Annotated in this window: 21 protein-coding genes; 12 read left to right on the top strand and 9 right to left on the bottom strand. The window is 51.9% G+C overall.

The genetic code is table 11. The features are described 5' to 3' along the window. The first annotated feature begins 4 nt into the window (after positions 1-4). From ftsE to rpoH, 3 genes are all read left to right on the top strand, one after another. Positions 5-676, top strand: a complete 672-nt coding sequence (gene ftsE / locus CLR69_RS17790) for a cell division ATP-binding protein FtsE (protein ID WP_012772843.1) — start codon at positions 5-7, stop codon at positions 674-676. Further along, the gene (gene ftsX / locus CLR69_RS17785) at positions 666-1,634 is read left to right on the top strand and encodes a permease-like cell division protein FtsX (protein WP_129707367.1); all 969 of its coding nucleotides are present in this window, start codon (positions 666-668) and stop codon (positions 1,632-1,634) included. Before ftsE ends, ftsX begins: the two co-directional genes overlap by 11 nt. A gap of 331 nt (positions 1,635-1,965) precedes the next feature. Continuing rightward, complete coding sequence (gene rpoH, locus CLR69_RS17780) at positions 1,966-2,823, top strand: RNA polymerase sigma factor RpoH (RefSeq protein ID WP_012772845.1); 858 nt, start codon at positions 1,966-1,968, stop codon at positions 2,821-2,823. A gap of 64 nt (positions 2,824-2,887) precedes the next feature. On the opposite strand, the gene panM is transcribed toward rpoH, so the two are convergent. Further along, positions 2,888-3,337 (bottom strand): aspartate 1-decarboxylase autocleavage activator PanM, encoded by a 450-nt coding sequence (panM, locus tag CLR69_RS17775; protein WP_129712981.1) that lies wholly within the window; start codon positions 3,335-3,337, stop codon positions 2,888-2,890. A 404-nt stretch (positions 3,338-3,741) separates the two neighbouring features. Between panM and CLR69_RS17770 the strand changes: the two genes are divergently transcribed. From CLR69_RS17770 to CLR69_RS17745, 6 genes are all read left to right on the top strand, one after another. Further along, positions 3,742-4,854 (top strand): branched-chain amino acid ABC transporter substrate-binding protein, encoded by a 1,113-nt coding sequence (locus tag CLR69_RS17770; RefSeq protein ID WP_129707363.1) that lies wholly within the window; start codon positions 3,742-3,744, stop codon positions 4,852-4,854. 157 nt (positions 4,855-5,011) lie between these two features. After that, positions 5,012-5,938 (top strand): high-affinity branched-chain amino acid ABC transporter permease LivH, encoded by a 927-nt coding sequence (livH, locus tag CLR69_RS17765; protein ID WP_129707360.1) that lies wholly within the window; start codon positions 5,012-5,014, stop codon positions 5,936-5,938. Next, a complete protein-coding gene (locus tag CLR69_RS17760) occupies positions 5,935-7,209 on the top strand; it encodes a high-affinity branched-chain amino acid ABC transporter permease LivM (protein WP_129707358.1) in 1,275 nt (424 codons plus the stop codon). Before livH ends, CLR69_RS17760 begins: the two co-directional genes overlap by 4 nt. After that, positions 7,206-7,976, top strand: coding sequence for a high-affinity branched-chain amino acid ABC transporter ATP-binding protein LivG (gene livG, locus CLR69_RS17755; RefSeq protein WP_113627073.1), 771 nt, complete (start codon positions 7,206-7,208; stop codon positions 7,974-7,976). Before CLR69_RS17760 ends, livG begins: the two co-directional genes overlap by 4 nt. 5 nt (positions 7,977-7,981) lie before the next feature. Continuing rightward, positions 7,982-8,683 (top strand): high-affinity branched-chain amino acid ABC transporter ATP-binding protein LivF, encoded by a 702-nt coding sequence (gene livF, locus CLR69_RS17750; RefSeq protein WP_129707355.1) that lies wholly within the window; start codon positions 7,982-7,984, stop codon positions 8,681-8,683. A 29-nt stretch (positions 8,684-8,712) separates the two neighbouring features. Then, positions 8,713-9,903: an aminotransferase-like domain-containing protein gene (locus tag CLR69_RS17745; protein ID WP_129707353.1), complete on the top strand. Its 1,191-nt coding sequence runs from the start codon at positions 8,713-8,715 to the stop codon at positions 9,901-9,903. 101 nt (positions 9,904-10,004) lie between these two features. On the opposite strand, the gene CLR69_RS17740 is transcribed toward CLR69_RS17745, so the two are convergent. The 8 genes from CLR69_RS17740 to ltnD all read right to left on the bottom strand — a co-directional run bounded on the left by CLR69_RS17740 (position 10,005) and on the right by ltnD (position 21,482). Then, the gene (locus tag CLR69_RS17740) at positions 10,005-11,651 is read right to left on the bottom strand and encodes a methyl-accepting chemotaxis protein (protein ID WP_129712982.1); all 1,647 of its coding nucleotides are present in this window, start codon (positions 11,649-11,651) and stop codon (positions 10,005-10,007) included. A 590-nt stretch (positions 11,652-12,241) separates the two neighbouring features. Further along, positions 12,242-13,912 carry a methyl-accepting chemotaxis protein gene (locus CLR69_RS17735; RefSeq protein WP_129712983.1) on the bottom strand — a complete coding sequence of 557 codons (1,671 nt, stop codon included), beginning with the start codon at positions 13,910-13,912 and terminating at the stop codon, positions 12,242-12,244. Between the two features lie 278 nt (positions 13,913-14,190). Beyond that, positions 14,191-15,870, bottom strand: a complete 1,680-nt coding sequence (locus CLR69_RS17730) for a methyl-accepting chemotaxis protein (RefSeq protein ID WP_129712984.1) — start codon at positions 15,868-15,870, stop codon at positions 14,191-14,193. 287 nt (positions 15,871-16,157) lie between these two features. Then, entirely contained in the window at positions 16,158-17,516 is a 1,359-nt protein-coding gene (locus CLR69_RS17725; protein WP_129712985.1) for a GntP family transporter, read from the bottom strand. Positions 17,517-17,708: 192 nt separating this feature from the next. Next, positions 17,709-18,491, bottom strand: a complete 783-nt coding sequence (gene otnI, locus CLR69_RS17720; protein WP_129712986.1) for a 2-oxo-tetronate isomerase — start codon at positions 18,489-18,491, stop codon at positions 17,709-17,711. A gap of 146 nt (positions 18,492-18,637) precedes the next feature. Further along, positions 18,638-19,300 carry a 3-oxo-tetronate 4-phosphate decarboxylase gene (gene otnC, locus CLR69_RS17715; RefSeq protein ID WP_129712987.1) on the bottom strand — a complete coding sequence of 221 codons (663 nt, stop codon included), beginning with the start codon at positions 19,298-19,300 and terminating at the stop codon, positions 18,638-18,640. Then, entirely contained in the window at positions 19,297-20,571 is a 1,275-nt protein-coding gene (gene otnK, locus CLR69_RS17710; RefSeq protein ID WP_129712988.1) for a 3-oxo-tetronate kinase, read from the bottom strand. The genes otnC and otnK overlap by 4 nt, the downstream gene beginning before the upstream one ends. After that, positions 20,568-21,482 carry an L-threonate dehydrogenase gene (ltnD, locus tag CLR69_RS17705; RefSeq protein ID WP_129712989.1) on the bottom strand — a complete coding sequence of 305 codons (915 nt, stop codon included), beginning with the start codon at positions 21,480-21,482 and terminating at the stop codon, positions 20,568-20,570. Before ltnD ends, otnK begins: the two co-directional genes overlap by 4 nt. A gap of 336 nt (positions 21,483-21,818) precedes the next feature. Between ltnD and ygbI the strand changes: the two genes are divergently transcribed. From ygbI to CLR69_RS17690, 3 genes are all read left to right on the top strand, one after another. Continuing rightward, positions 21,819-22,580 carry a DNA-binding transcriptional repressor YgbI gene (ygbI, locus tag CLR69_RS17700; RefSeq protein WP_129712990.1) on the top strand — a complete coding sequence of 254 codons (762 nt, stop codon included), beginning with the start codon at positions 21,819-21,821 and terminating at the stop codon, positions 22,578-22,580. 113 nt (positions 22,581-22,693) lie between these two features. After that, complete coding sequence (locus tag CLR69_RS17695) at positions 22,694-23,389, top strand: hypothetical protein (protein ID WP_129712991.1); 696 nt, start codon at positions 22,694-22,696, stop codon at positions 23,387-23,389. A 1-nt stretch (position 23,390) separates the two neighbouring features. After that, the gene (locus tag CLR69_RS17690) at positions 23,391-23,807 is read left to right on the top strand and encodes a hypothetical protein (RefSeq protein ID WP_129712992.1); all 417 of its coding nucleotides are present in this window, start codon (positions 23,391-23,393) and stop codon (positions 23,805-23,807) included. Positions 23,808-23,859 lie beyond the last annotated feature (52 nt).

The raw sequence follows: 23,859 nt of genomic DNA, 5'->3' as shown, positions 1-23,859 counted from the left end.
ACGGATGATTCGTTTTGAACAGGTCAGTAAAGCTTACCTCGGTGGGCGTCAGGCATTGCAAGGGGTGGATTTCCATCTGCGCCCAGCGGAAATGGCGTTCCTGACCGGCCATTCCGGTGCGGGGAAAAGTACCCTGCTGAAACTGATTTGTGGTATTGAACGTCCCAGCGCGGGTCAGATTTTGTTTGGCGGTCACAATATTAGTCGCCTGAAAAAACGCGAAGTCCCGTTTCTGCGGCGTCAGATTGGTATGATCTTTCAGGATCACCACCTGCTGATGGAGCGCACGGTCTATGACAACGTCGCAATGCCGCTCATTATCGCGGGTGCCAGCAGTGAGGATATTCGTCGCCGGGTATCCGCTGCGCTGGACAAGGTGGGCCTGCTGGATAAAGCGAAAAACTATCCTATCCAGTTGTCCGGTGGTGAACAGCAGCGTGTAGGTATTGCACGCGCGGTAGTGAATAAACCCGCCGTGTTGCTGGCGGATGAGCCGACCGGCAACCTGGACGAGGCGCTGTCAGAAGGCATTTTGCGCCTGTTTGAAGAATTCAATCGCGTTGGCGTCACTGTGCTGATGGCGACGCATGATACCGGGCTGATCGCCCGCCGTAATTACCGTGTGCTGACGCTGTCGGATGGTCGCATGGTGGGGGGAAACCACGATGGCGAATAATGTCCGTAATGCGAAAAAGCCTGTCGCAAAAGCGAAAGCGCTGCGCGGCGGCTGGCAGGAACAGTGGCGCTATGCCTGGACAAATACGCTGGCTGATATGCTGCGCCAACCGCTGGCGACGTTTCTGACTGTGATGGTCATTGCTATCTCGCTGGCGTTGCCCAGTATCTGCTATCTGGTGTGGAAAAACGTGAGTCAGGCTGCCACGCAGTGGTATCCATCGCCTCAGCTAACGGTGTATCTGGATAAATCGCTGGATGACAACGCGGCGCAGGCGGTTATCACGCAGCTTCAATCTGAAGATGGCGTTGATAAAGTCAATTATCTCTCGCGCAATGAAGCGATGGGCGAATTCCGCAACTGGTCTGGTTTTGGCGGCGCGTTGGATATGCTGGAAGAAAACCCACTGCCTGCGGTGGCGATCATTACGCCAAAAATGAGTTTTCAGGATTCCACCACGCTGACGACGTTGCGTGACCGCGTGGCATCGACGCAGGGTGTGGATGAAGTGCGGATGGACGACAGCTGGTTTGCGCGTCTGGTGGCGCTGACCAATCTGGTCGGGCAAATTTCTGCGACGATTGGCGTCCTGATGATTGTTGCCGTCTTCTTGGTGATCGGTAATAGCGTACGTCTGAGTATTTTCAGCCGCCGTGAAACGATCAACGTGATGAAGCTGATTGGTGCGACGGACGGTTTTATTCTACGTCCGTTCCTGAACGGTGGTGCGGCAATGGGCGTGGGTGGTGCGATACTGTCGTTGATTCTCTCGCAGGCGCTGGTTTGGAAGCTGGATGCCGTGGTAGCGCAGGTTGCTGCTGTTTTCGGCACGACGTTTGCCGTCAAAGGGTTGAGCTGGGATGAGTCCCTGCTGCTGCTGTTAATCGCTGGCATGATTGGCTGGTTGGCCGCTTGGCTGGCAACCGTGCAACATTTACGCCGTTTTACACCACAGTAAGCGTTTTCTGGTATAATTATCCCCTGTAATTCAGACTGTATTGCAGGGGAAACCTCCTCAGCGACATCTCTTCTTTGCATTTCCCGCTGCGTTTTCCCCTTGGTTTCTTGTACGCTGACGTCTTGTTTGTCTCCTGCTTGATCTCTGGCATGAGGTGAATAAAATACTAGGAACTTGCGAGCGAAATCACAGTCTGAATAGACAGATTTTAAGGTTTCAATAAATACGCTTTAAGGTGCCGCATTTTGCCATTTTCGCGCAAAACGATGCGGCGAAGCAGTGCTAAGATAGTCGACTGCAATATGATGAGTAGAGCAACTGAGAGGGTTGAATGACCAAAGATATGCAAACTTTCACCTTAGTTCCCCAGGGCAGTCTGGAAGGGTATATTCGTGCCGCCAATGCCTATCCGATGCTGACGGCGGAGGAAGAGCGGGCGCTGGCTGAACGACTGCATTATCAGGGCGATCTGGATGCGGCTAAGCACCTGATTCTGTCACACCTGCGCTTTGTTATTCACGTTGCCCGTAACTATTCCGGCTACGGCCTGCCGCAGGCAGACCTGATTCAGGAAGGGAATATCGGCCTGATGAAAGCGGTTCGTCGCTTCAACCCAGAGGTTGGCGTGCGTCTGGTTTCTTTTGCTGTGCACTGGATCAAAGCAGAAATTCATGAATACGTGCTGCGTAACTGGCGTATCGTGAAAGTGGCGACCACCAAAGCACAGCGTAAGCTGTTCTTTAACCTGCGGAAGACGAAAACGCGCCTCGGCTGGTTTAACCAGGATGAAGTCGAACTGGTCGCGCGCGAACTTGGCGTGACCAGCAAGGACGTGCGCGAGATGGAATCCCGCATGGCGGCGCAGGACATGACGTTCGATCCGACGCCGGAAGAGGATTCGCACGATGGCAAAGCGATGTCGCCAATGCTTTACCTACAGGATAAATCGTCTGACTTTGCCGATGGCATTGAAGAGGATAACTGGGACACGCATGCGGCCGATAAGCTCACCTACGCGCTGGAAGGGCTGGATGAACGTAGCCAGCACATTATTCGTGCCCGCTGGCTGGATGATGACAACAAATCCACCTTGCAGGAACTGGCCGACCAATACGGTGTTTCCGCAGAGCGTGTGCGTCAGTTGGAAAAGAATGCGATGAAAAAGTTGCGAGCGGCGATAGAAGCGTAATCGCTCTCATCATCTCTTTCTGTAGCGACCGGGTAATGCCCGGTCGTTTTGTTTTTGTCTGGGGTCAATCCAGCTTATCTGGATTGAGTTCGTCAAGAATCAGCGGCGTTTCTTTTCTGCGAATATAGCGCCAGCCGCCGGATACGGGTGAAAAGCCGCAAGACACCATAAATCGCGCCAGCACTTCCTCTTTGATCGCGGCATGATTAGCCGTGGCCAGCCACCACTCGTTTACTTCAGGAAGCTGACGGCGGGCCTCATCAACCAAAAGTTGCCCTACGCCTCGTCGACGCGTAACTTCACGCACCATCATATCGCTCAGTTCTGCATAGTCCCCCGCAATTTCGACCAGCATTCCTCCGAGTAACCGATCGTTAAAACGTGCGGCAAAGAGTCGTCGAGTCGGTTTGAGTCCCGCTTCTAATAAATCAATGTTTTGATGCGGCCAGATTTTCGCCAGATCAATTTTATCCTGGGGGCTGAATTGGGTGAGGCATTCAACGGCTAGTTTCATTTTTATCGGCACTCCATCATATGAGTGAAGAATAATGTAGTTGTCTTGTAGTGGAACAGTTGTGTAATTTGATCGTTATGGTTAATAGGGCAAATGTTTTTCTCATTCTTCGTTTTTCGAGTAATCCATCAACAATTAATGCATAAAGTAGAATATCTGACTATATATAAATTGAATGCTGGTTTTTGCATCTGGTGTTTTGTGCTGTTTGCTCCGCTTGTTTCTGACAGAGTGAGTTGATTTGCAGCATAAAATTCCTGTTTAATAATATGAAAAATAAAGCCTTCTTAGAAAACATTACTAATAATAACCTAAGCCTTTCTTACTTATAAGAAAATAGCAGGTTATAGCAGAAGGCGGTCAGGTTTTCGGCAATATCCATAATGACAGATGGGGTAAAAAGAATGAAATTCAGTAAAGGTAAAGTATTGCTGATGGGTTGTATGGCTGCGGCGTTTAGCCACGCGGTCAGCGCTGCCGATATTAAGGTTGCGGTTGTTGGCGCAATGTCTGGCCCAGTTGCGCAATATGGCGATATGGAGTTCATTGGCGCGCGTCAGGCTATTGCCGATATCAACGCAAAAGGCGGCGTAAATGGTAACAAGCTGGTTGGCGTTGAATATGATGACGCGTGCGACCCTAAGCAGGCAGTTGCCGTAGCGAACAAAGTCATCAACGACGGTATCCGTTATGTGATTGGTCATCTGTGTTCTTCCTCCACGCAGCCTGCGTCTGATATTTATGAAGAAGAGGGCGTGATCATGATTACGCCTGCGGCAACCAACGCCGACTTGACCACGCGCGGCTACAAAATGGTGTTGCGCACGACGGGGCTGGATTCCGATCAGGGGCCAACTTCAGCAAAATACATCGTCGAAACTGTCAAACCGCAGCGTATTGCCGTGGTTCATGACAAACAGCAATATGGTGAAGGTCTGGCCCGTTCTGTTCAGGATAGCCTGAAAAAAGCCGGTGCGAATGTTGTGCTGTTTGAAGGTGTGACGGCGGGTGATAAAGATTTCTCTACACTGGTTGCACGTCTGAAGAAAGAGAACGTCGATTTCGTTTATTTCGGCGGCTACTACCCGGAAATGGGGCAGATTCTGCGTCAGGCACGTCAGGCTGGTATGACAACCAAGTTCATGGGCCCAGAAGGCGTGGGTAACTCTTCGCTATCTAACATTGCAGGCGATGCATCTGAAGGTATGCTGGTGACGTTGCCGAAGCGTTACGATCAGGTTCCTGCTAACCAACCCATTGTCGATGCGCTGAAAGCCAAGAAACTGGATCCAACGGGTCCGTTCGTCTGGACGACTTATGCTGCGCTGCAATCGCTGACCACCGCGATGACACGTACCGGCAGCGATGAGCCGGAAAAACTGGTTGCGGATCTGAAAGCGAAATCTGTGGATACCGTAATGGGACCATTAAGCTGGGATGCAAAAGGCGACCTGAAAGGGTTTGAATTTGGCGTATTTGAGTGGCACAAAGACGGTACTTCCAGCGCAGTGAAATAATCATCATGCAGAGGAGCAGGGGGCGAGCGAATATACCGTTACCTGTCTCTTCGGTGTGGAGAACATTCTCCGCCTTCTGAGTCTGTACCACTACTAATCCCTCAATACCGAAGCCCCCGTTGCCGCAAGGTGCGGGGGCAGCATTTAAGGTTAAGGTATGTCCGAGCAGTTCCTTTACTTTTTTCAGCAGATGTTCAACGGCCTTACGTTGGGCAGTACTTATGCGCTGATCGCCATTGGCTACACCATGGTTTACGGCATTATCGGCATGATTAACTTCGCGCACGGCGAAGTGTATATGATCGGTAGCTACGTCTCCTTTATTGTGATCGCGGCCCTGATGATGATGGGCATCGATGCTGGTTGGCTCCTGATTGGTGTCGCCTTCATTGCCGCCGTGGTCATTTCCAGCGCTTATGGCTGGAGTATCGAACGGGTGGCCTACCGACCTGTTCGATCGTCAAAGCGTCTGATCGCGCTGATTTCTGCCATCGGGATGTCCATTTTCCTGCAAAACTACGTCAGCCTGAATCAGGGCTCGCGTGATGTTGCGCTGCCGAGTCTGGTGACCGGCCAGTGGGTGCTGGGCGAAAGCAATGGCTTTGCCGCCACCATTAGTACCATGCAGTTGACCATCTGGATTGTTACGTTCCTCGCCATGCTGGCGCTGACGCTATTCATTCGCTATTCCCGTATGGGACGCGCCTGCCGCGCCTGTGCTGAAGACCTGAAAATGGCAAGCCTGCTGGGTATCAGCACCGATCGCGTCATCTCTCTGACCTTTGTCATTGGCGCGCTTATGGCTGCCGTTGCAGGTGTGCTGCTGGGACAATTTTACGGCGTTATCAACCCCTACATCGGCTTCATGGCCGGAATGAAAGCCTTTACGGCTGCGGTATTGGGTGGGATTGGCAGTATTCCTGGCGCGATGATCGGGGGGCTAATTCTGGGCGTTGCCGAAGCGCTGACGTCCGCTTACCTGAGCACGGAATACAAAGATGCGGTGTCATTTGCGCTGCTGATTGTGGTGCTGTTGGTGATGCCAACCGGTATTCTGGGTCGCCCGGAGGTTGAGAAAGTATGAAGCAGCTCAACCTGTTTAATGCGTTTGTTTCCGCGTTCATGTTGCTGGTGTTAGCCTCGTTTTTAATGGGCATGCAACTGGCGCTGGATGGCACCAAACTGGTGGTACGTGGTGCCGATGAAGTTCGCTGGTATTGGATTGGCGCGGGCTGCATCGTGGTGTTTTTCTTCCAGTTGATTCGCCCCTTCTTCCAGCAAAGCATCAAGAAATTTTCGGCTCCATCGCTGGTGCTGCCGAGCTTTGATGGCAGTACGCCACGGCAGAAGATATTAGCTGCGGCATTGATTATCGCCGCCATCGCCTGGCCGTTTTTGGTATCACGCGGTACGGTTGACATCGCCACCCTCACGCTGATTTACGTGATGCTGGGTCTGGGCTTGAACGTTGTGGTTGGCCTGTCTGGTCTACTGGTATTGGGGTACGGCGGGTTTTACGCCATTGGCGCGTATACCTATGCCCTGCTAAATCACTATTACGGATTGGGCTTCTGGGAAAGCCTGCCGCTGGCGGGCATGGTAGCAGCGCTGTCCGGCTTCTTGTTGGGGTTCCCTGTGCTACGGTTGCGCGGCGATTATCTGGCGATTGTGACGCTAGGGTTCGGCGAAATTGTCCGTATCCTGTTGCTGAATAATACCGAAATTACCGGTGGCCCGAACGGCATCAGCCAGATCCCTAAGCCGACCTTCTTTGGCCTGGAATTCGGTCGCAGCGCGCGCGATGGCGGTTGGGATACGTTCCACAACTTCTTCGGTCTGCAATATGACCCCAGTGACCGCATTATCTTCCTGTATCTGGTCGCGTTGCTGTTGGTCGTGTTGACCCTGTTTGTGATTAACCGGCTGCTGAGAATGCCGCTGGGACGTGCGTGGGAAGCGCTACGTGACGACGAAATTGCCTGTCGTTCTCTGGGCCTGAGTCCAACGCGTATTAAGCTGACCGCCTTTACCATCAGCGCCGCGTTCGCTGGGTTTGCCGGTACGCTGTTTGCGGCGCGGCAGGGATTCGTCAGCCCGGAATCGTTCACGTTCGCTGAATCTGCCTTTGTGCTGGCTATCGTCGTGCTGGGTGGAATGGGCTCGCAGTTTGCGGTCATTCTCGCTGCAATCCTGCTGGTGGTGTCTCGTGAACTGATGCGCGATCTGAATGAATACAGCATGCTGTTGCTGGGTGCATTGATGGTTCTGATGATGATTTGGCGTCCGCAGGGTCTGCTGCCGATGAAGCGTCCTGAGATGAAGTTGAAAGTCGCGAAGAAGGAAGAGCAAGCATGAGCACGCAGCCACTGTTATCAGTCAGAGGTCTGATGATGCGTTTTGGCGGCCTGCTGGCGGTCAACAATGTTGAAATGGACATTCATGCTGGCGAAATCGTCTCGCTGATCGGCCCGAATGGGGCGGGTAAAACCACGGTCTTTAACTGTCTGACCGGTTTTTATCGTCCGAGTGGCGGTACTATTATGCTGCGCGATCGTCATCTGGAAGGATTACCCGGACAGGCTATTGCCCGTATGGGCGTGGTGCGTACGTTCCAACACGTTCGCCTCTTCCGTGAAATGACGGTGATCGAGAATCTGTTGGTCGCGCAGCATCAGCACCTGAAAAGCGGCGTGTTTGCCGGGCTGTTGAAAACGCCGAGCTTTCGTCGTGCGGAAGCCGATGCGCAAGAGCGCGCTGCGGTGTGGCTGGAGCGTATCGGCCTGCTGGATTTAGCGAACCGCCAGGCGGGAAATCTGGCTTACGGCCAGCAGCGCCGTCTGGAAATTGCCCGCTGTATGGTGACGCGGCCTGAGTTGTTGATGCTCGATGAGCCCGCCGCCGGTCTGAACCCGAAAGAAACTGACGAGTTAAATCAGCTGATTGCGGAACTGCGCGATAGCCATCAGGTGTCTGTTTTGCTGATCGAACATGATATGAAGCTGGTCATGGGGATTTCCGACCGGATTTATGTCGTCAATCAGGGAACGCCGCTGGCACAAGGCACCCCAGCTGAAATTCGTAACAACCCGGATGTCATCCGTGCATATCTGGGTGAAGGATAACGTTTATGCTGTCATTACATCAGGTTTCCGCCCACTACGGAAAAATTCAGGCGCTGCATCAGGTTAGCCTGCATATTAATCAGGGCGAGATTGTCACGTTGATCGGTGCGAACGGTGCCGGTAAAACGACGCTGCTGGGTACGCTGTGCGGCGATCCGCGTGCGACGGAAGGTACTATTACATTTGACGGTAAGGACATCACGCACTGGCAGACTGCACAGATTATGCGTGAAGCTATCGCGATTGTGCCGGAAGGCCGTCGCGTCTTTTCTCGCATGACGGTAGAAGAAAATCTGGCGATGGGTGGGTTCTTTGCCGAGCGCGATCAGTATCAGGAACGCATTGCGCGCGTCTACGATCTGTTTCCGCGTCTGTATGAGCGCCGTGCTCAGCGTGCCGGTACCATGTCCGGTGGTGAGCAGCAGATGTTGGCGATTGGCCGTGCGTTGATGAGCCAGCCGCGCTTGCTGCTGCTGGACGAACCGTCGCTGGGGCTGGCGCCGATTATCATTCTGCAAATTTTTGATACTATCCAGCAATTGCGCGAAGAAGGCATGACCATCTTCCTGGTGGAACAAAATGCCAATCAGGCGTTGAAGCTGGCCGACCGGGGTTATGTACTTGAAAACGGGCATATCGTGTTGGAAGATACCGGTGCGGCATTGTTAGCTAATGAAGCGGTACGTTCGGCCTATCTGGGCGGATAATTGAAGTTTTGTTGAAAGGTTAAGAAGACATGGCCATTGAAGGGTTGCTAGCGCACCGCATCGCTCAGTTAAAAAGTTCTGCCATCCGTGAACTGCTGAAACACAGCAAGATGGAAAATATTATCTCGCTGGCTGGCGGGATTCCGTCAGATGCATTGTTTGATTTCGAAGGGTTAAACCAAGCCACACAGTTAGCGATTACTGAACAGCCGAAAACGGCATTCCAGTATGGTTTAACTGAAGGCAGCGGCGTGTTACGCGATCGCATCGCCGACCTGTGCGCCCTGCGCGGTGTAAAAACACGCGGTGACGATATTGTCGTGACGGCAGGTTCACAGCAGGCGCTGGACTTAATCATGCGCTCTATGGTCGATCCTGGCGATGTGTTCGTCGTTGAACGTCCGACTTACCTGGCGGCGCTGCAAACGCTGGAACTGGCGCAGGCAAATGTGATGTCGGTGTCATCCGATGCCAATGGCATGGTAGTCGAGGAACTGGAAGAGCTACTGAAGACACAGCGTATCAAAGGTGTCTATATCGTCCCGAACTTCGGTAACCCGAGCGGTGTTACGCTGAGCTATGAGCGCCGCCTGCTATTGGTTCAACTGGCGGAGCGCTACGGTTTTGTCATTATCGAAGACGATCCCTATGGTGAGCTACGCTTCACTGACGAGCGCAACCCGACGCTGTTCCAACTGGCACAGGATAAACTGGGCAGCACGGAATACGTGCTGTATACCTCCACGTTCTCGAAAGTGTTGGCACCGGGTCTACGTCTTGGTTGGGCGATTTTGCCGGATTGGTTGTTGCACAAGGTGGCGATTATCAAACAGGCTGCGGATCTGCACGCTAGCGCACTGTCGCAGACCGTCGCAGAATGCTATCTGGGGCTGGGACGTCTGGAAACGCAGATCGAAAAAATTCGCCACGCCTATAAGCACAAAGGCGAACTGTTGGCACAGCTGGTCGAGAAGGAACTGGGTGATGTGATCACCTTCAACCAACCGAAAGGGGGGATGTTCCTGTGGGCGAAGTTCCGTCAGGACGATTTCAACACGACGGAATGGCTGAAAAAGACGCTGGAACAAGGTGTTGTCTTTGTGCCGGGCGAATTCTTCTTCCCAGACAATATCGATTACTCAACGTTGCGTCTGTCCTTTGCGACGGCAACGGATGAGCAAATGCATGAAGCGGTAGCTCGCCTGCGTCGGGCGTTGTAATCGCCGATAGCAGGCAACCCGTTGATGTAAAAGCCGCTGATATTTCAGCGGCTTTTCTTTTTAGCGTTAATAGCCTTTATTGGTGTTAAGCAGCGATGCGTTTAAAAAGTTTCCCAGTTGGTGTTACTCGAATGCCCAGCTAACGCCAGTTTTGGTTTGGACCGCGTTGCCACCGGTAGTACGGCTCGCTGTGGCTGAATGCCGTCGATTTTGAAAACGCCCATCAACTCAACCAGATTTCTGGCCTGTTGGCTCAGGCTGTCTGCGGCAGAAGCCGATTCTTCAACTAGCGCCGCGTTCTGCTGGGTAACCTGATCGAGCTGATTCACCGCATCATTGACCTGAGAAACGCCCTGCTCCTGCTCATGCGTAGTCAGGCCGATCTCATTGATAAGATTGGCGACGCGCTGCGACTGCTCTACCACTTCTTCTATAGTGACTCCCGCTTCGTTAACTAACAGCTCTCCCGCTTCCACTTTCCCTACGCTGATACCAATAAGATCTTTGATCTCGCGTGCAGCGGAAGCAGAGCGTTGAGCCAGTGAACGAACTTCTCCGGCCACTACCGCGAATCCGCGTCCTTGTTCTCCGGCTCGTGCGGCTTCGACGGCGGCGTTGAGTGCCAGAATATTGGTCTGGAAAGCAATTCCGTCTATTACACCAATAATATCGCCAATTTTACGTGAACTTGCGGTGATCTCTTCCATTGTCCGCACAACATTGTTGACGACATCTCCTCCTTTACGGGCGGCGGCACTGGCGGAATTGGCGAGCTGTGTGGCGGTGCGTACGGTGTCGGCGTTCTGTTTAACCGTGGTATTCATTTCCTCCATGGAGGCTGCGGTTTCTTGCAGGTTAGCGGCCTGTTCTTCCGTGCGCTGACTGAGGTCGGTATTGCCCATCGCAATCTGGTTGGCTCCTGTGGCGATAGACTCACTGCTTTGATGAACCTGCCCGACGATATTACTCAGACTTTGGCGCATGTCCTCCATTGCTGCGAGGACGCTGGTGGTATCTCCATCGCGCCGTTCAATGTTGATAGCAAGATTCCCCTGTGCAACCTGACGGGTAATCTCCAGCGTATAGGCGGGTTCTCCACCGAGCTGACGTTTGATTTTCCGAGTGATCCACCAGGCAACAATGCCTCCCAGTAGGGCAGAACACAGTGCGATGATTAGCATTAGGGTGCCAGCGTGTAACGCATTATTCTCGGATTCATTGGCGAGAGTGACGGTCAGTTTTTTTTGCATCTCAACCATTTTATCCAGAATGTCGAATACGCTTGCTTGCGTGGTACGTACTTCCGACAGCAGGAAATTACGAAATGCATCGTGCTCGCTGGACATGGCGAGATCGATGGCTTTTTTCATACTGCTGGTATACGCGGGGCGAGCCTGATCCAACGTGGCGAGCAGCGTTTTAGCCTCGTTATCTACTGCATTTTTACGTATTTGCACGAGCAAATCGCTATTACGTGCGATGGTTTGCTCAATGCGATCTTTTTCCACCTTCATTTGTTGTTGGTCGGTCAGAAGTGCAATATTTCTGATGGAGCGTGCCGCTATGTTGACGTTGTCTTTAACTTCCTGCATGAGCAGAAGATTAGTTATACGCATTTGTGACAAAAGCTGAATGTTTCCCCCAAGTTTTTCTAGCTGAACGCGACCCAATATGGCGACTAAGAATCCAAGAACGATAATTAGCGTAAAGCCTGTTCCTAACATTTTTCCCAAACTCATATTCTTCATGATGTTCCTTTTTTATTTATTGAAGTCTGACACGGCAGGTGTCGTTATTTTATGTTAGGGGTTATGGTACAGACGCGATTTCCCCTGCGAACTCCATTGCTTTCATCATTCCACTTATCTCCCAACGGTTCTTCGATACAGGAATGCTGGCGGCATTGACGTCCCCGACGCTGCATTGGCGAAGGGGAGTGAACGTCGCTTTCATACCTATAGGGAATGGCTGTTGAGAATATTTACAGGCCAGAGAATGACAAATTAAGTGTAGATAATCATGTGGTAGGTTGATGGCGGAATAAACGTAACAAAAACCTCTAATTTATTAGCTGGGGAAAATTTAATATTATTTTCTTATGATGATAAGAATGGATAATAAATACTAATCAATAAATTTATACCCCATAAGAGTTATGTCTTTTCCTCATCACGCATTAGTTTGTAAATCATTATTTCCAGCTGTGTTATTTATTAATGGATGCGGTTTTTTTAACCTTGTTATTTCTTTTATCTTTATGCAATAAAAAGCCGCTGAAGATTCAGCGGCTTTATTCTGTTTACCTCAAGACTTAGGGATTCATCGATCGCCGTGTTCGCTAAAAGGTTTCCCAGTTGTGGCTATCGCTTCCCGTTTTGCCTTTAGGACTTGCGAGAGAGAGTTTCGTGCTGGACGGTCTTTTCAGCGGTGATGTAGTACGCTGTGACGAGCCGCCTTCAACGATAAATACTTTCATCAGTTCTACCAGATGAGCTGCCTGATCGCTCAGGCTATCGGCGGCGGATGTCGATTGCTCAACGAGTGCCGCGTTCTGCTGCGTGACCTGATCGAGCTGGGTAACGGCATCATGAATCTGTGAGACGCCAGATTCTTGTTCCTGCGTGGTAACGCCAATTTCGTTGATTAAGTCGGCAACGTTACGCGCCTGACGCACCAATTCTTCAATTGTCGTTCCCGCATTGCTGACCAGTACGGAGCCTGCCTCGACTTTCTCGACGCTGTGGCCGATCAGCTCTTTAATCTCTTTGGCCGCGGTGGCGGAGCGCTGTGCCAGAGAACGAACTTCGCCTGCCACCACGGCAAAGCCACGACCTTGCTCACCCGCTCGTGCGGCTTCCACGGCGGCGTTAAGTGCCAGAATGTTGGTCTGGAAGGCGATACCGTCGATGACGCTAATGATGTCGCCAATTTTTTGTGAACTGTCGGTAATCTCTTTCATGGTGACAACGATATTGCTGACCGCTTCGCCGCCTTTAGCGGCGGTGTTGCTGGCGGCCTGTGCCAGTTGAGCGGCGTTACGTACGGTGTCCGAGTTCTGGCGTACGGTTTGGCTCATCTCTTCCATCGACGCTGCGGTTTGTTGCAGGTTGGCGGCTTGCTCTTCCGTGCGTTGACTCAGGTCGGTGCTGCCTGCGGCGATCTGGCCAGCGCCTGTCGCGATGGATTCACTGCTTTCACGCACTTGCTCAACAATACCGCTCAGGCTTTCACGCATATGGTTCATCGCAGACAACAGGCTGGTCGTGTCGCCTGCCGCCAGTTCAATCGGTATGGCGAGATTGCCCTGTGCGATTTCCTGCGTGACCTGCGTGGCGTAAGCGGGTTCACCACCCAACTGCTTCTTGATATGACGAGTAATCAGCCAGGCGATGCACACGCCAATCAATGAGGCGATACCAGCCAGTATCAGCAGTGAATTGCCATCATAGTAGGACTCTTCAATCGCATTGGTTGCCGTTTGCGTGGTGTAGTCTTTCTGCAACTGAATCATCGTGTTCAGATTGTTAAAAAGTTTGGTTTGTATTGGCTCAAGCTGGGTTTTGACTAACTCGATGGACTCTGCTTGTTTATCATTGAGCGATAGGGCGACGGACTGACGGCCCACGGTGGCAAATTCGGTGCGATTTTGCTGAAGTTCACCCAGAATATTGCGAACCTCTTTTGCTTGTAAATTTTCTTCCAGTTGAGTGACGAGCTTTGCGTTTCTGGCGCTAGTGGTTTCAATCAGTTTTTGATTGTCCTCCAGAACCTTTCTTTCCGTTGTGATCAGCATGCGCAACGTGGCTTTGATCGTTACGTTCAGGTTGTCTTTCAATTCTTGCAGCACGATAAGATTGGCAAGATGGTTTTTGGCAAGGTTGTCAGTCGTATTACCGAGGCCAACCAGATGCATTCTGCCGAAAATGGCCACCAATAGGCCGATAATAATAACAATGGCAAACCCCGAACCGACCTGGGTACCCAGTTTCATTTTTTTTGTACGCTGCATGTTATCCTCATGACTTATTGACGATATTTATTGTTATTAAGCTGATTTTCTTCCGTACTACGGAAGCAATGTGCTGGCGCGGTCCCTGATCCCTTTGATGAATAACTAACCAGTCCACTCAGGAATATCGGCATTTTTCGGGAAAACATTGATTTTAATTCTTGCTGCTGCGGCATGGCGCACGATGATGAAAAAAACAAAAGCGTCTTGTGTGGGGCTGGTGGTGAAGAGAGGTGAACGTAAACTAGGGGAGGCATGATCCTCCCCCAGGTCTGGAATCAGAACTGTTCCCAGTTTTGGCTATTGCTTCCCACGCTGCTTTTAGGGTTGGCGAGAGAAGGCCTTGCGCTGGTCGGCCTTTTCAACTGCGGTGCAATACGCTGTGATGAGCCGCCTTCAACGATAAATACCTTCATCAGTTCTACCAGATGGGCAGCCTGATCGCTCAGACTATCGGCAGCGGAAGCGGATTGCTCAACGAGTGCGGCGTTCTGCTGTGTGACCTGATCGAGCTGGTTAACGGCATCATGAATTTGCGAAACGCCGGATTCTTGTTCCTGCGTGGTGACGCCAATTTCGTTGATGAGATCGGCAACGTGGCGCGCTTGACGAACCAACTCTTCGATCGTCGTTCCCGCATCGCTGACCAGCGTGGAACCCACCTCGACTTTCTCGACGCTGTGGCCGATCAGCTCTTTAATCTCTTTGGCCGCAGTGGCAGAGCGTTGTGCCAGTGAACGAACTTCTCCAGCGACTACCGCAAAGCCACGACCTTGCTCGCCTGCCCGTGCGGCTTCCACGGCGGCGTTAAGCGCCAGAATGTTGGTCTGGAAGGCGATCCCGTCGATGACACTAATGATGTCGCCAATTTTTTGCGAGCTGCTAGTAATCTCTTTCATGGTGACAACAATATTGCTGACGGCTTCTCCGCCTTTAGCGGCGGTGTTGCTGGCGGCCTGCGCCAGTTGAGCGGCGTTACGTACGGTATCCGAGTTCTGGCGTACGGTTTGGCTCATCTCTTCCATCGATGCTGCGGTTTGTTGCAGGTTCGCCGCCTGTTCTTCCGTGCGCTGGCTAAGATCGGTGCTGCCTGCGGCGATCTGGCTGGCACCGGTTGCGATAGATTCACTGCTTTCACGTACCTGTTCAACAATGCTACTCAGGCTTTTGCGCATACCGTTCATTGCTGCCAGTACACTGCGGTCATCACCGGGACGTAGGTTGACTGCTACCGCCAGGTTTCCCTGTGCAACCGCCTGAGCGATCTGTGCGGCGTAGGCCACCTCGCCCCCCAATAAGCCTTTGATGGTACGGGTAATCAGTACAGAAACCAAAATACCGACGAGAACCGCAATCGCCGCGTAGAAGATCAGAGTGTTACCATCTGCGCGTGCTTCCAGCATGGCGCTTGTCGTCATCTCCAACGTCCGTTTTTTCTGCAATTCTGTCATGCTGTCCAGTGCGGCGAAAACGGGGGCCTGCGTAATTTGCATTTCATTGACCATGAGCTGCACGGCTCGTGCTCTTTCTTCGGCGTTTTCAGATATGCCCAGTTCTACGGCCTTATTCACGGCATCCCGATAGGCGGGGCGAGCCTGCGTCAAGCGCTCCAACGAGTCGCGAGATTCTGACTCAGACAGGTGGGAATACAGTTTGGTCAGGATTTCGGTATTGCGGGCAATTTGCTGATCGATCAGGCGCTTCTCTTCCTGAATACGGTTCCTGTCATCGGTCAGGCCAATATTACGCACTGAACGTGCTACGGCATCAAACCCGCCTTTGGCATCTTGTATCAGGATCAGACCGGACAAATTTTTTTCTGAGAGCGATTCAATATCTTCACCCAGATCGACCAGATGCATGCGTCCCAGAACAGCGACCATCAAACCGATGATAATGACAGAGGCGAAGCCAGTACCCAGCATGGTGCCAAGCTTCATTTTTGCTAAAAAATTCATAGTATTCCTTTATTATTTTTCATCGGTTGATGCTGGCCCTGCCTTACGAATTAGGCATTTTCTACGAGAGGTCAGGAATAGGGCGTATTTCTGATTACATCATGTATTGGTATGCAGACTTGTTTAGCGGTGGTTAGGGAACTCGCGGTCCCTTACCCCATATGTATTATAAGGACTGCGTGTGAATAGTCAGATGTGGAATATAAGAGTAAAACAGGCGTATTTTCTGGCATAAGGAAAAAACCGCTGAATGTCAGCGGTTTTCCGTAGGCAGAACGCGATGACGCTTACATGACCAACCAAAGCGCCCAGGTGAAAAGGAACCCGGCTAACCCGAGGATCGTCGTTAGCACCGTCCAGGTGCGCAGTCCATCGGCGACGGACAGCCCCAGATATTTGGTAACAATCCAGAAACCAGAATCATTCACGTGCGATAGGCCTAATCCGCCAAAACAGGCAGAGAGCGTCACCAGCACCAACTGCATTTGGTTCAGGCCACTGACGGCTTCACTTAACAAGCCGCAGGTGGTGAGAATGGCGACGGTAGCTGAACCTTGCGAGGCTCGCAGCGCCAATGACAAGATAAACGCGGCGGGCACCAGCGGCAGGTGAATGCTGGTTAACGTATCCGCCAGCGCTTTACCGATGCCTGATTCCACCAGCACTTTACCGAATACACCACCCGCACCAGTCACCATGATGACCATCGCAGCAGCAGGCATCGCATCGCCCATCACGCCGCTGGCTTTTTCCAACGACCAGCCACGACGCAGGGCAATTAGCCAAAACGCTAATGCCAGCGCAATCAGCAGTGCCACGGCGGGTGAACCAACCAGTGACATCACGTTACGCACCGGATGTCCGGCAGGCAAAATGGTGGCAGACACGGTGCCGAGCATAATGATGGCGATAGGAATGGCGATCAGCGCGGCGACCAAACCTGCCGAAGGAGCAGACGCAGGAGCCGTGTCCGGCGTGCTGTCTTCCGGTTTCGCCAACTGCAACTGCTCTAGTACCTCGACAGAAAGCGCATATTTACGGCGGTTCATGGCTTTAGCCGCCCAGTAACTGATGATACCGACCGGAATCGACACCAGCAGGCCAATGATGGTCAGCCAGCCGATATCTGCATTCAACAGGCCAGCCGCGGCAACCGGGCCAGGGTGCGGTGGCAGAGCGACGTGCACCGTCAGCATCACACCTGCGACGGGCAAACCGAATTTAATTGGGGAGACTTTAGCGACCTTCGCAAAGCCGTAAATAATCGGGGCGAGGATAATAAAGCCGACATCGAAAAAGACCGGAATACCCAGAATAAAAGCGGCAATGGTTAATGCTGCCACCATCAATCCCGGTCCCATTAATTGGGCAAAGCGGTGCGCTAAGGATTCCGCACCGCCGGACACTTCGATCATTCTGCCGAGCATGGCGCCGAGGCCGATAATAATTGCCACCGAACCGAGAATACCACCCATACCGGAAGTAATGACTTTCATCACTTCAGCAGTAGGAATACCGGTTGCCAGAGCAACAAGCAAGCTCACGACCAGCAGGGCGACAAAGGGCTGAATTTTAAATTTAATGACCATCAGCAGCAGGAGTAACACCCCGGCGATAGCGATGCAGAGTAAGAGCGAGGTGGCCATATTCTTATCCTCATTGACCCATTGTTTTCAATTCAGAGGCTGAAAAGGTATTGGGTTATTGTTTTATTTGAAGAAAAGGGTGACCTGACTCCCGCATTGGAATAATGCAGGAGTCTGACCTTTTCTCGTATTTTATAAATGTGTCTCTGGTGTTTGCTTGTTTATAAAATAGTAATGCGTTGTTGCGAGAATTTATTTCTTCAGCCAGGGTTTAGCCCATCCCAACCCGTCCTCTGTTTTGCCACGCGGATTATATTCACAGCCAACCCAGCCGGAATAATTCACGCGATCCAGTTCGGCAAAGATGAACGGGTAATTAATTTCCCCTTCATCAGGTTCATGCCGTGCCGGAACCGAAGCAATTTGAATATGTCCGATGCGGCCATCTAAATCGTGAATAATTTGCGTCAGGTTGCCATCGACAATTTGCGCGTGGAAGAAGTCCAACTGAATGTAGACATTCGGTCGGTCGATCAGATTGGCTAATTCCAGCGCCTGATACTGACTGGCGAACAGGTAATTCGGTTTCACCTTCGCACTCAGTGCTTCAATCATGATATTGATGCCGTGCGGTGCGAATTTATCCGCCGCGTAGCGCAGGTTATCGATGAAGGTCTGCTGATAGGCTGCGCGGTCTTCACCGGGTGGCACGACGCCCCCCATTACCAGGACTGAAGGACACTTCAGAGCCAACGCATATTCCAATGCGTTATCGATATCCCGGCGGGCATCCTCAATGCGGTCGGGCAGGGCAGATACGCCCCACTCGCCTGCGGCGATATTGCCGGGCGCAGTATTGAACAACACCTGTTTCAGGCCATTTTCCCGCAGCTTTTCTGCCAGCAGCGGTGCCGGATATTCATAAGGAAACAGGTACTCGACGGAGGTAAAGCCGGCATCGGCAGCGGCTTTAAAGCGATCGAGAAACGGAACGTCGGTAAACAGCATAGAAAGATTGGCAGCAAACTTAGGCATGGTTAGTTCCTCGGTAAAAATGTCTCATCAAGAGATACCCGTCATACTTCAAGCCGCTTGTTCGTTGGCTTCCCTTACTCACCCCAGTCACTTACCTGAGTAAGCTCCCGGGGACTCGCGCGGTTGCCGCCTTCACGCAACTCGAATTATTTAGGGGATAGCTCTGCAATATCGTCAGCGGTGAGGTAGCGAATTTTGCGGTCACCGAGAATAAAAATTAGCTTGGCGGTTTCTTCCAGCTCTTCCATGTTGTCCGCCGCCGCACGCAAATCTTTGCCAGTGACGACCGGGCCGTGGTTAGCCAGTAAAAACGCTTTATAACGTGGGGCTAGCTTCGCCAGATCTTCACCGAGCCGCGCATCGCCGGGGCGGTAATAAGGGACGACAGGGACTTTACCAACGCGCATCACCACATAGGGCGTGAACGGCTTGATGGCATCCTGCGTATCGAGCCCTTCCAGACACGAAAGCGCCGTCAGGTAGGTGCTGTGCAGGTGAACGATCGCTTTGCATTCGGGATCGTTACGGTAAATCGACAAGTGAAAGCTGACCTCTTTCGACGGCTTATCGCCAGAGATCCACTCGCCGCTCAGGCTGACTTTGGACAGCCGCTCGGCATCTAGTTCGCCGAGGCAGGAGCCGGTCGGCGTTGCCAGCAGCGTACCGTCATCCAGCAGAAGAGAAAGATTGCCCGCTGAACCGGTGGCGTAGCCGCGTTGGAAAAAAGACGCACCTAATTTAACCATCTCCGCACGTGCGCGCTGCTCGCTGTTCAGCGCGGCTTCAGTGTTGTGGTGTTTTTCACTCATGCGGCAAACTCCTTTTGGGCGCGGGCAAAAAAGTCTTCATCACCGAAATTGCCGGATTTCAACGCCAGCGAAAGCGGATGAGTGGTGGAACGCACCCACGGTACGCCGGGAGAAATAGATGGCCCGATATGGAACGCGTGAATACCCAGCGTTTGCACCACGATGCTGGAGGTTTCCCCACCCGCGATGATGAAGCGCTGAAAGCCGTCTTCTTGAAGCTGTTGGGCGACGGCGGCAAACAGTTTTTCTACCGCCTGACTGCTGGCCTCCGCGCCCCAGCGCTGCTGAATCTGCGCCAGTTCGTCGGGTGAAGACGTGGCGTATAGCAGTGGCGCGAGCGGGTCATCACGATGTGCTTTTACCCAGTCGGTCAGTTCCCGCACGTAGGACTGCTGAGCATCATCGTTTTCTAAGCAGCGGGCGACGTCAATGGCGCGACCTGCCGCCTGTTTCAGGTAGTGAGCGACCTGCTTGTTGGTCATCACTGAGCAGGAGCCGGATAGCACAACGCCTGCGCCAGACTGCTGCTTTCCTGCCTCGGTTGCGGACCCCGTCTGCGCTGTGGGTTCTGCCCACTGACGTGCCAGACCAATCGCCAGGCCAGAGCCTCCGGTAACCAGCTTCATGTCACGCAGCGCCTCGCCCTGCGTCAGCAAGTGCTGTTCGTTCAGCGTATCCAGTACCACATAGCGGATGCTCTGCTCTTTCAACTGCGCCAGCCGCTGTTTGACGGCGTCTGTACCCTGATCCATGACGGCATAGGGCACCAGACCACAGCGTCCAGTTGCCTGTTGTTCCATGACGCGCATCAGGTTGCTGTCTGTCATTGGCGTAACTGGATGGTGACGCATCCCGGATTCAGACAGTAACTGGTCCATCACGAATAAATGGCCTTGATAGACGGTTCTGCCGTTCACCGGCAGCGCCGGAGAGATGATGGTTTGCGTTTCGCCTAACTGCGCTAACAGCGCATCGGTTACCGGACCGATATTACCTTTCGCGGTGCTGTCGAAGGTGGAGCAATATTTAAAGTAGAACTGCTGGCAGCCCTGCTGTTGCAGCCACGCCAGCGCCTTGAGTGAATCCGCCACGGCTTGTTCCACCGGGCAGGAACGTGATTTCAGGCTAATGACGACGGCCTGTGTGTCGACCTTAAAGTCTGATGGTGGTACACCATTGAGCTGCACAGTAGGCAGTCCGTTGTTCACCAGAAAGCTGGCGATATCTGTGGCACCGGTAAAATCGTCGGCAATCACACCTAGTTTGATCATGGCGCCTCCTTCTTTTCCGGCAGCGTAATGCCGTTAAAAATCTTGATGACTGCACTGTCATCTTCTTTACCGAATCCAGCGTTGCTGGCGGCGGTGAACATGTTGAACGCGGTAGAGGCTAACGGCAGCGGGAAATGGAGCGATTTGGCGGTGTCGGTGACCAATCCCAAATCTTTGACGAAGATATCAACGGCCGATTTCGGCGTGTAATCGCCATCGACAACGTGGCGCATACGGTTCTCGAACATCCAGGAATTCCCTGCGGCGTTGGTCACCACGTCGTACATGATATCCAACGGGATATCGGCACGGGCGGCCAGCGCCATGGCTTCTGCCCCCGCGGCGATGTGTACGCCTGCCAACAGCTGGTGGATAATTTTAACCGTTGCGCCCAGTCCGATTTCTTCACCGATGCGATAGACCTTGCCTGCGACGGCATCGAGTACCGGCTTCAGCTTTTCAAAGGCCAGATCGGACCCAGATGCCATCACCGTCATGTCGCCAGCGGCAGCTTTTGCCGCACCGCCGGATACTGGCGCATCTAGCATGACGAGCTGATGCTCGGCCAGACGCTGCTCAATATTTTTGGCATCCTGCGCGGAGATAGTCGAGGACACCATGACTACGGTGCCAGGCTTGAGTTTCGCTGCAACCTGCGGCTCACCGAACAGAATTCCGTTCACCTGTGCGGCGTTTACCACCAGTAGCACGACGGCATCCAGTTTGTCAGCGAAGGCGTCAATACGCGTGTCGGCCTGCACTGCTCCCGCCTCACGTAACCTTTCCAGCGCCTGAGGATTAATATCGACGCCGTATGTCTTCAGACCCGCGTTGATGCAGGACGCCGCAGCGCCAAAACCCATGGAACCCAGACCGATAACGGCGACAGCATAATCAGAAGTCTTTTTCATCGTGGTTGCCTTGTTAAAATTAGTGATTTTTTGTTCTCTGGTGTTAAATATAAGGACTATCAGAACAAATTATGGTGATTCTTATCACATAAATTAACATTGAGGTTGTGATGATTCAGTGTAGTTGAACTCCGTTTACTGCGTGATTTTCATTATTTATGATATTTATCAGTTAATTATTTCTATTTACTCGTTGGTGAATGATGATGGCAGGCATGTCTGGCGTGGTTTATAACGTGAATTTATGGTAATTATCGTCACTAAATGGGGTGTTTCTCACAATCTTTACCAAACTGATTTTATCAGACCAGTGTTATCAAACAGGGAACGGACAGCGTGATTCCAGTAGAACGTCATCAACAGATTCTGGCGCTGATCGCCGAGCGTGGCGCGGTAAGCATCAACGAGCTCACTGAGCGACTGGGGGTGTCGCACATGACGGTGCGGCGCGATGTGCAAAAGCTGGAACAAGACGGCCTGCTGCTGAGCGTCTCCGGCGGCGTGCGCTCGCCTGAACGGCTGGCGATTGAGCCGTCGCATCAGGATAAATCCGTGATGTTTAGCCAGCAAAAAGCGGCGATGGGTAAACTGGCCGCACAACATATCCCGCTCAATAGCTGCATTTATCTGGATGCGGGCACCACCACGCTGTCGCTGGCACGCGAATTGGCCGAACGCGACGATCTCCTGATTGTCACCAACGATTTTGCGATTGCTGCTTTTCTGATTGAGTCCAGCCAGTGCCGTATGATCCACACTGGCGGCACGCTGTGTCGGGAAAATCAATCCTGCGTTGGGGAAGCGGTTGCGCAGGCGCTGCGTAACCTGTTTATCGATATCGCCTTTATCTCCGCGTCTTCCTGGAGCCTGCGTGGGCTGTCCACGCCGAATGAAGACAAAGTGGTCGTGAAACGCGCGGCAGTGGAAGCCAGCAGAAAACGTGTACTGTTGTGCGATACCTCAAAATACGGCCGCATCGCCACCCACCTCGCCACGCCGCTCGACGTCTTCGACAGCATCATCACCGATGACGGCCTGCCTGCCGCCGCCAAAGAAGCGCTAAGCAAAATGGGTGTCGAGGTGCTGGTGGCGGGGTGAGGGGCGTTTACCTGAGCGGATTCTTTAATGCCTTGAGTTTAATCTGTAAATAAACGTATTATCGCAATGTGATTAATTAAATAACCTCATGAAAAAACAAAGGAATGTAAATAATGAGCGTACGTAGTGAAATCATTGATGGCCGACAAGCCTCTGGTGTGACATATGGCTTGATTTATACCGAGGTGCTAGGTTGGATTGATTTAGGCCATGCGAAAGGGGACGATATTAAGGATATTGTCCAACAAATGCATATTGGCGAGAATACTAAAGACGCAATGCCGTACTATGATGTCACCTATAAACAAGGCATGATTGGACTCAGAAGAAGTGTCACTATCAACCGATTTATTAAATGGCGGATAAAGAAAGGAAGGTCTCTTCAAGAAAGGTATAGCATTGCACTTGCTATGATGTTGACCGTAGCTAAACGGTTTGAATCTATGCAGGCATCTTTTCCATTCAATGTCGTTACAGACAGTAGATTTAGTGGGGAAGATCTCGTTTCAGATTTGTTAGGTTTTTATCGAGTGGTTTCTACTCCTAATCCTTTTTATTTATTACGGCCAGTGAGTAAAGAAGAGGCTTTAAAACGATGGGATTTTTATGGCCCTATCGGAAATTTTAAAAACATAGGATTCCGCCCTATTTTATTTCCAGACTTTGAGAAGATGCCGCATGCTCAACCTCGATTGGGGTATCTCCCCTCTTTTATGCAAACAATACAACCCTATAATGATTTTAAGTCAGGAAACGTAGGTATTTCATCCTACGATGGCACTGAAATCATAACGCATTTCTTTGAATAAAATGAAAAAAAAGATAATTATATTACTCGCAGTATCGATCCTAATTGCCTTGCCGCTTATCTATTATTGGCCTGCCATGGTTATTCTGACGGAGGGGAGTTCTCGCTACACGGAACAGGACACCCGACGATATGAAATGCTGACGGACGATATTATCAAAAATTGCCCGCGTATTTCTTCTATCTATGATTTTGGTTATGCCACGGTTGATGGCCCTGCATTGGAAGTCAGCAATATTACGTTTCAAAACACTAATGACGCGACAAATATACGCAGCTATCTAGCGTCGCTTGGTTTTACGCTGAGCTACACAGACACGACGGGTGAGTATTGGAAGTCTACGGATTCAGATAAAACGATACATATAGGAATCATCAACGATCCGAAAACCGTTATTGTTGATGTCATTCGCAAATAGCCCTGATCGGAGTAGCCAGTGCGTTTGAATAGATACGTAGCTTTCCACTTAT

It is taken from the genome of Pectobacterium zantedeschiae (assembly GCF_004137795.1).
Classification (GTDB): domain Bacteria; phylum Pseudomonadota; class Gammaproteobacteria; order Enterobacterales; family Enterobacteriaceae; genus Pectobacterium; species Pectobacterium zantedeschiae.
Note: the sequence above shows the minus strand (reverse complement) of the source record. Positions and strands in the feature narration are given on the sequence as shown.